The sequence below is a fragment of the Mycoplasma sp. Z386 genome, assembly GCF_054343375.1.
Genome location: NZ_JBTGVC010000028.1, coordinates 1 through 9063, shown reverse-complemented (window position 1 = coordinate 9063; position 9063 = coordinate 1). Strand labels below are relative to the sequence as shown.

Genomic DNA, 9063 nt, shown 5'->3' with positions numbered 1-9063 from the left:
GTTGAAAATGTGTCATTTTTTGCTAAGTATAGAAAAATAGTAAAAATTTAGGTTTAATATTTTCTTCAATAGAAGATCTAACTTCGTTATTTTTATTTAACAAACCAATAGAAGCGGTGTTTGCTCCAGTCAGTTCTTGATTAAAAGTTAATTCAATAAAAGATTGATTGTTTTTAAATAAGAATTTGCTATTTTCTAGTTTGTATTCCTTTTTGTTTTCTGGTGTTTTTTGAGAAACTTGGTTTTTATCACCACAAGAAATTACAAACAAAGTAGGTAAAGTTACTACTGATGAACCAATAAATAATAATTTTCTTTTTTTCATATTCCCTCTTTACTTTCAAATATAAATATTATTAAATTATAATATGAAATACAGAAATAATAAGGATTTTATTCTTTTATATTAAGTTGCTTCAATTTAAAATAAATCATTAATATTTTTAAAAAATAAAAATTTTTGCAAAAAAAAAAAAAAAGAAGAGTTTTTATGGTAGAATAATAACGCATAGAGAACTATCTATGCGAAATATTATAATTACTTTTAGATTTGTTTTATTTAATTTATTTTCTTAATTTTTAATTTTATTTTAATATAGTTTTGTTAACTCCTTTTACTTCACACATAATTTACACTTAATATACACACTATATATTTAAATTTTTAATTAAATTCTTGTAATTCATAAATTATATTTGTTTTCAATCATAAATTTAGTTAAATAGTCATATATATTAAAAATTCAGATAAATTAATTAATACTATATTCAAGCACCCATTAGGGTGCTTTCTTTTTATTTTTTTGTGGTATGAATAATTTTTATTTTTGCTTTTTTTTGGTAAAATATTAATGTATTTTATATAATAAATAAATACTAAAAATTAAACGCGATTGGATAGGAAATAGATGAAAGACTATTCTTTGGTTGGTTTTAAGCGCGTTTAAAATAAAATAAATTAATATAAATGAAAGGAAATATAATGGCAAAATTAAATTTTGATCGTTCAAAAGAACACGTTAATATTGGTACAATTGGACACGTTGACCATGGTAAAACTACTTTAACAGCAGCTATTGCTACAGTTTTATCAAAAAAAGGATTAGCAGAAGCTAAAGACTATGCATCAATCGATGCTGCTCCAGAAGAAAGAGAACGTGGAATTACAATTAACACAGCTCACATTGAATACGAAACAGAAAAAAGACACTATGCACACGTTGACTGTCCAGGTCACGCTGACTATGTTAAAAACATGATTACAGGTGCAGCTCAAATGGATGGTGCTATCTTAGTAGTTGCTGCTACAGATGGACCAATGCCTCAAACAAGAGAACACATCTTATTATCAAAACAAGTTGGGGTTCCAAAAATCGTTGTTTTCTTAAACAAAGTAGATATGTTAGTTGGTGAAGAAGAAATGGTTGACCTAGTTGAATTTGAAATTAGAGACTTATTATCTTCTTACGAATTCGATGGTGAAAACACACCTATCATTAGAGGTTCAGCTAAAGGTGCTTTAGAAGGAAAACCAGAATGAGAAGAAAAAATCTTTGAACTTATGAATGCAGTTGACACATACATCGATGCTCCAGTTAGAGAAATGGATAAACCATTCTTAATGGCGGTTGAAGATGTTTTCACAATTACAGGACGTGGAACAGTTGCTACAGGAAAAGTTGAAAGAGGACAAGTTAAAATTAACGAAGAAGTTGAAATCGTTGGTTACAAAGAACAACCTAAAAAAACAGTTGTTACTGGAATTGAAATGTTCAGAAAAAACCTTGATTCAGCTATGGCTGGAGATAATGCTGGAGTTTTACTACGTGGAGTAGATAGAACAGAAATCGAAAGAGGACAAGTTATTGCTAAACCAAAAACAATAGTTCCTCACACAGTATTTAAAGCAGCTATTTATGCTCTTAAAAAAGAAGAAGGTGGACGTCATACACCATTCTTCCAAAACTACAAACCACAATTCTACTTTAGAACAACAGACGTTACTGGTGGAATTAAATTTGAAGCAGGAAGAGAAATGGTTATGCCAGGAGATAATGTTGACTTAACAGTTGAATTAATCGCTCCTATCGCTGTTGAACAAGGTACAAAATTCTCAATCCGTGAAGGTGGAAGAACAGTTGGTGCTGGTTCAGTAACAGAAATTATTAAATAATTTCAAAGCAAAAGAAAAAAGTTAACATTCAAAATGTTAACTTTTTTATTAAATAAATAATGAAATTAATTGCTTTGTAAAAAAGTAATCAAGAGTAATTTAAACAAAATGTCTTATGTTACCTAAATACACTCAGATTTTACATTATATTATTTTATTTCCTTTTAATTACTCATTTTCCGAGTTTGGAAGAACCCTCATAACGTACCAATCCTTCCTTTTTCATTTTTCTTAAATGATAACGAACTCCATCTATTGTGATGTTTAATTTTTCTGATATTTCTTTTGTATTTATTAACGGATTTTTCTCTAATAAATTAAGAATTTGATCATATTTAAGAGTAGTTTTGGTGGTAGTTTTGGTGGTAGTTTTTTTAGAAAAACTATTATCAAAATTTTTATAAAATTCTTCATTTATTTTAATAATTGCATTGGTAAAATTACTTTTTTCATCCCCTGAACTAAATAGTAATTTAGGTGAATTATTTTGCAAAAGAGTTGATTTTGCTCTTCTTATCCCTGAACCATAAGATTCTATTAATTTCAGTGCAAAAAACATATTTTTGATTTCATTGTTTATATATTTTCTTTGATCGAAACTGGTTTCATTATTTAGAGATTCTATTGTTACTGGCGGTAATGGCTTGTTGTGGTTGATGAAAGAGATTCTATCTTTATAAATATAAATCCCAACAAATTCATTATTTTCATATTCTTTGTGTAAAATTGCGTTTGTTGCTAATTCTTTGAAAGTTGCAAGTGGATAATTATAAATAATTTTATGTTCTATTTTGTTATCTTCTCTTATTGTGTAGTATGTCATTATATTATTTTCAAAATACTTATTAACTTGTTTTACTTGAAGTCAAATTGGTCCATCAAATATTTTTTCTTCCATCTTGTCAGTACCATCTACTTCTCTAATCACTTTAACAAATGCATTAGGAATAAATTTACTTGGATTTTCTGCAAACATTAGAACAGCAAAATTTTTTGCTCGATAATTTTCAAATTTATTATCACTTATTAGTCCCATACTTTTTGCCATATCAATTTTAGACATTTCTATAATATCTTTTTTAGCATTTGTTAATATCAAATATTCTTTCATATATTCATAATTTAAATCATCAATTGTTGCAATATGATTTAAATTAGAACTAAAAGAATAGTTAGCAAATTTTCTTAAAAGTTCAAATTCTTCAAGGGGTTTAGGTAATCTTGTGTCTCTTCCTATTCTTATATATCATCCAGGTTTTAATCCAATCTCTTTTTTTGTCTTTTCTATTGTTTGAAAAGGTACGTTATTATTATTGTCTTTTATAGCAATAATTAAATAATGCTTATCATCTATTTGATCGGTTTGGAGATTATAATTTATTTTATTTTTACACAACTTAAGCTTTTACTTTATTCTTAAAAGAATAGAAACTAAACTTAAATATTTAGAAAAATATAAAAAATTAAATATTTTATATGATGATAATTAATTTTATATTATTTGTAAATAATGAAAATAACAGCAAAATTAATTGGCAAAAATATGTTTTTTCCTTTTATTTTTATATTTTAATTTTTTAAAATTATAATTTATTAAAGGAAAATCATTATGAATAATAAACTTTTTACAAATAAAGAACTAGAAAAATTAACATCTACTGAAAAGTCTTTAATAAATTTTGCTTTAGAAAATCCTAAAGAATTTTATAGTTCTTCCATAAAACAAATAGCATTAAAAACTTTTATTTCCATTTCTTTAATATCTAAAACTGTTAAAAAAGTAGGATTTAATTCATTGAAAGATATGCAATTTTATGTTTTTCACAATTATTTAAATTCTAATCAAACTATAAATACAAATGAAAATGACCAAAATGTTAAAATATTAAATAAATTATTTAATTATTACAGAGAATCTATTTTTCAAACAGCTCATTTAGTAAATTTAGAAGAAGTAAATTTACTTGTTAGAGATATTATAAAATCTCAAAAAATTTATCTTTTTGGAGCAGGTAGTTCTTTTCTTTCGGCAAGTGAGTTAGGAATAAATTTACAAAAAATAGGTTTAAATGCTTTACCTTTTAAAGATTTTCATTCTTTTTTACTTGTATCTGGACAAGAAAAAAATGAGAAAATAACTATAATTTTATTTTCTAAATCTTGTGATACAAAAGAAATAAAACACATAATCAAGGTTTTTCAAGAACAAAAAATCAAATTTTATTTAATAACAGCAAATAAAACAACCAAAGAACAATATGAAAATGTAATAATTTATCACACTTTAGAACAAGATAAACGTTTAGTTTCTATTTCTTCAAAAATAAACCAACAATTTATTGCTGATTTAATATTTCTACTTTTAATTGAAAATAAAAATCAAAATTATGACCAAATTTATTTAAAAAATTTAAAAATATTAGAAGGTTGAAATAAATAAACAATAAAAAATATTTTTCTTATTTAATAAACAAAAAAGTAAATTTTTTTCCTTTTTAAATTTTTATTATTTTTAAAAATATAATTTTATTATAGAAACAAGGAGGAAAAATGGAAATTTTTTCAAAAGATAAAATTTTTATCAATGAAGATTTACAAACTCAAGATGAAGTTTTTCGTTTTATAGCAAAACAAGCATTAAATATGAATATAACTTCTAGTTCTGATGAGATATATAAATCTTTGGTAAATAGAGAAAATCAAATTTCAACTGGCATGGAAAATGAATTTGCAATTCCCCATGCACAATCTGAATACATTGATTTTCCAACTTTATTTTTTATAAAGTTAAAAGAAAATATTGAATGAAAAACATTTGATAATTCAAATGTAAAATATATATTTTCAATTTTAGTTCCATCTAAAAGTGAAAATAATATACATCTAGAAACGCTTGCAAAAATTTCAACAATGCTCTTAGATAAAGAAATAATTGAAAAATTAAAAGTTAGCGATGATACAGAAGAAATTTTTAATTTATTTAGTAGTTTTATTAACAGAAAGAAAGAAACAAAACCAAAAAATCAAATAGGAAAAAAAGTTGTAGGTATTACTTCTTGTGCTGTAGGAATAGCTCACACTTATCTTTCAGCAGAAAATTTAGAGAAAAAATTACTACAAATGGGTTATATTCCAAAAATAGAAACAAGAGGTTCTGTAGGTTCAAAAAATACATTAACTGTACAAGATATAAAAGAAGCAGAATTTGTAATAGTAGCAAGTGATGTAGAAGTCGATTTATCTATTTTTAATGGTAAAAAACTATATAGAACATCTACAAAAGAAGCAATTCACAATACAGAAGAAGTTATTAAAAAAGCAAGCAATTCTTCTGTGTATAAAAGCGATGTTAAAAATCCTAACATAAAGGAAAATAGCGATAAAAAGGGATTATTAAACCATATTGTTACAGGTATTTCTTATATGATTCCATTTGTTATATTCGGTGGAATTATGATTGCTTTATCTTTAGGTATTGGAAAAAGTATATATGGAAATAATTCTGCAGCACCAAAAGGAGATTTTCTTTGATATTTACTTGAAATAGGAGTTGTTTCCTTTACTTTAATGATAGGAGTTCTTGGTGCTTATATAGCTTATTCAATTGCAGGTAGAGCTGCTATAATGCCTGCATTTGTAGTTTCAGCAGTTGCTAATATGAATAATTTATTTTTTAGTATTGGTAACATCAGTGTACAAACACCTATGGGATTTTTAGGTTCCATTCTTTTTGGAATTTTAGTTGGTTATACAGTTAAATGATTAGCACAACTAAAAATTCAAAAATCAATTGCAGCAATTATACCAATGTTTGTAATTCCAATTGCTGTAACATTATTTTATTCACTGCTTGTAATATTTATTACAGTAGCTCCTATTGGTTTTGTAATGGATAAATTTATTTATGCACTACAAAATCTCTTTAAAAATGGTGGAGCACTAAACTTAGGAATAGCATTCTTAATAGGAGGATTGCTTGGTGGAATGGCAGGATTTGATATGGGTGGTCCTATTAACAAAGTAGCTTTTCTAACTTCTACTGCATTAGTTGCTCAAAAAGTATTTGAACCAATGGGAATGGTTGCAGCAGCAATTCCAGTTGCACCTTTAGGTATGGGTATGGCGACTGTAATTTTTAGAAAAAAATTCAATGAACAAGAAAGATCATTAGGTATTTCTGCTTTAATTATGGGATTTATTGGTATTAGTGAAGGAGCAATTCCTTTTGCTGTTGCTGATCCAAAAAGAGTTATTACTGCAAATGTTATAGGTTCAGCAGTAGCTGGTGCTATGGCAGGACTATTAAGCGTAACAGACGCTGCAGCACACGGAGGACCTATTGTTGCAATTTTAGGTGCTGTTGGTTCTAATGTCTATGGAAGTGGTTTAGGAATTCTTTTCTTCTTCTTATCAATTATTGTTGGGACAACAATTACTTGCTTAATATATGGTTTTTGAAAAAATTCAAAAAATACAAATAAAGAATTTAATATTCCTTTTTTAAATAGTTTAAAAAATAAATTAAATTTAAGAAAAGGAGCAAAAAATGAATAAACTTAAATTAGATAAACAAAAAATGATTCTTTATGGTTTATTAACTCTTTTCTTAATTTCGCTTATTATTGGTATAGTTTTAACAGTTCTTGGGACAAGTGATTATGGTAAATTTGTTGATTTAACAAAACAATTAGCTAATTTACAAAAAGACACAGATCAATATAATTCAGTAAGTAAAATGCTGGAAGTAGTAAATATTAGCAAATTTATATATGGAATATTTTTACTTATAATTTCTTTATTATTATTGATTTTTAGTTCTTTATCTGCTAATTCAATATTTAACAAAAAACTGAGATAAAATGGAAGAAATTATTTTTTTAAAACCTTATTTTAAAAAAACATTATGAGCAAATGACAACATAAAAAGAATTTTTAATTTAAATGAAAACATAGGCGAAGCATGATTGATTTCAGCAGTAAAAAATTGTGAATCAACTTTAATTAACACCAATCAAAAATTTAGTGATTTTATAAAGGAAAATCCAAAATTTTTCAATATAAAAGAAGAAGATATTAATTCTTTTGTTTATCCTAATCTAACTAAATTTTTAGATGCTAAATTACCTTTAAGTATCCAGGTTCATCCAGATGATGAATATGCAAAAAAATTAAACTCTTTAGGTAAAAATGAATGTTGATATGTGTTGGAAAATAAAGGAAAACCCTTTATATTAGGTTCCTCAACTACTAATAAAGAAATTTTTAAAAATGTTATAAATACTAAGGAAACAGAAAAATATTTAAATAAAATTATTTTAAATAAAGGAGATTTTGTTTCCATTGAATCTGGTTTAATTCACGGAATACCTGAAGAAACAATGGTTTTTGAATTACAACAATCGAGTGATATCACTTATCGTTTATATGACTATGAAAGATTAGATATAGATGGAAAAAAAAGGGAAATACACACTAAAGAATCTCTTGAAACAATGAAATTAGATTTACAACCTATTATTCAAAAACAATTAAATCAAGAAGGGTTTTACAATACAAAAAATTTTAATTTAACTAAAAAAGAAATAAATAATACTACAGAAATTATTGACACAACAAAAGCAAAACATTGTACAGAAGTTGTAGTTTTTGAAGGAGAAGGTTTTTTAAACAAAACCACCAAAATTAAACAAGGTGATGTTTTTATTGTTTCTAAACAAACTCCAAATTTTTCAATAAATGGAAATATTAAAATTTTTATAAATTTTGTATAAATTAAAATCAACCATCTTAATTGTGGTTGATTTTAAATTTAGTAATTTTCTACTTCTTTTTGAATAATTTCTTTTATTTTTTCTGTAGAATTTTCTATTTCTATATTTATAAATTCATAATGTTTTTTAGCAAAAAGTTTTAGATTTTTTCTTAAACTATCACTAATTATTTTATTTTCTTTTAAATATTCTGTATTTACCATTTGAAAAAAATATTTGTTTTGAAGTTCAATTTTTCTTCTCTTTTTTTCGATTTCTAATTCGTGTTTTTCACTTGCATTAGTTCTATTTTTTCAAATAAAATCAAAATCTTTTAAAATAAGAAAAGCGATGTCAACCTTAGGTTCTAAAGATAACAGAAATTTGTATTTAACCTTATAAAAGAAATTTCATAAAACCTTTTGTTTTGGCGTAAAATAGTTCATTTTTATTAATGTTTCTGGGAAAAGAAAATCATCAATCATATGTCTATCAATTAGTGATTTGGAATAGTTTTGCATTTCTCTAATTTGTTTTAAGCGATCTTTAAAGAATATTTTTTGTGTAAAATACCCTTTAGCTTTTAAATCATTCATATAATCTATAAATATTTGTTCATCTTTTAATCTTTCATCAATAATTTTAATATTTTTTTCTGTTAAAAAATTTCTTAAATTATTGATAATAGTGGATTTACCACTTGCTCCCATTCCTATGAATGCAATTGTTAGTCTTTTTTCTTTGGAAGTAACAAAATATAAATAAATTGAAATAACCAAATAAACAAAATTAATAAATAATATAGTTCAACTTAAAAAAGCAATCCCACCGAAGAAAAAGAAACAAAGAATATTTTTAAAACATCAAATTATTCAATTTTGTCTAAATCCCAAAGCCATCATTGTTAATGCAACAACTGAAATAGCATTAAATGTTGCTAAAATTAGTGATGCAGTTATTTTATAATTAAAATTAGATGCAAATTCTAAATAATCTATATTTAGCATTTTGCCAATAAAATTATTTGTATATGGATTTAAAAAGTAAAATATAGTGACTAATAAAACAAAAAATATTGCAAAAACGGTAGTGTAAGATATTTTGTGTAAATTTCTCTTGCTTACTTTTTAGTAAGAGATT

At 24.7% G+C, this 9063-nt stretch carries 8 protein-coding genes; 5 read left to right on the top strand and 3 right to left on the bottom strand.

Features of this window, described 5'->3' with window-relative positions; genetic code table 4:
- Positions 1-22 precede the first annotated feature (22 nt).
- Positions 23-325, bottom strand: a complete 303-nt coding sequence (locus ACXX85_RS03755) for a hypothetical protein (RefSeq protein ID WP_458560668.1) — start codon at positions 323-325, stop codon at positions 23-25.
- 657 nt (positions 326-982) lie between these two features.
- Here ACXX85_RS03755 and tuf point away from each other — a divergent pair.
- Complete coding sequence (gene tuf, locus ACXX85_RS03750) at positions 983-2173, top strand: elongation factor Tu (RefSeq protein ID WP_436358628.1); 1191 nt, start codon at positions 983-985, stop codon at positions 2171-2173.
- Between the two features lie 154 nt (positions 2174-2327).
- Here tuf and ACXX85_RS03745 read toward each other — a convergent pair whose 3' ends face one another.
- Positions 2328-3569, bottom strand: coding sequence for a winged helix-turn-helix transcriptional regulator (locus ACXX85_RS03745; RefSeq protein WP_458560667.1), 1242 nt, complete (start codon positions 3567-3569; stop codon positions 2328-2330).
- A gap of 213 nt (positions 3570-3782) precedes the next feature.
- Between ACXX85_RS03745 and ACXX85_RS03740 the strand changes: the two genes are divergently transcribed.
- The 4 genes from ACXX85_RS03740 to ACXX85_RS03725 all read left to right on the top strand — a co-directional run bounded on the left by ACXX85_RS03740 (position 3783) and on the right by ACXX85_RS03725 (position 7944).
- Positions 3783-4613 (top strand): MurR/RpiR family transcriptional regulator, encoded by an 831-nt coding sequence (locus tag ACXX85_RS03740; protein ID WP_458560666.1) that lies wholly within the window; start codon positions 3783-3785, stop codon positions 4611-4613.
- 110 nt (positions 4614-4723) lie between these two features.
- Positions 4724-6727 (top strand): PTS fructose transporter subunit IIABC, encoded by a 2004-nt coding sequence (locus ACXX85_RS03735; protein ID WP_458560665.1) that lies wholly within the window; start codon positions 4724-4726, stop codon positions 6725-6727.
- On the top strand, positions 6720-7031 hold the full coding sequence (locus tag ACXX85_RS03730) for a hypothetical protein (protein ID WP_458560664.1): 312 nt from the start codon (positions 6720-6722) through the stop codon (positions 7029-7031). Before ACXX85_RS03735 ends, ACXX85_RS03730 begins: the two co-directional genes overlap by 8 nt.
- A 1-nt stretch (position 7032) precedes the next feature.
- A complete protein-coding gene (locus tag ACXX85_RS03725; RefSeq protein WP_458560663.1) occupies positions 7033-7944 on the top strand; it encodes a type I phosphomannose isomerase catalytic subunit in 912 nt (303 codons plus the stop codon).
- Positions 7945-7982: 38 nt separating this feature from the next.
- On the opposite strand, the gene ACXX85_RS03720 is transcribed toward ACXX85_RS03725, so the two are convergent.
- On the bottom strand, positions 7983-8930 hold the full coding sequence (locus tag ACXX85_RS03720) for a hypothetical protein (RefSeq protein ID WP_458560662.1): 948 nt from the start codon (positions 8928-8930) through the stop codon (positions 7983-7985).
- Positions 8931-9063 lie beyond the last annotated feature (133 nt).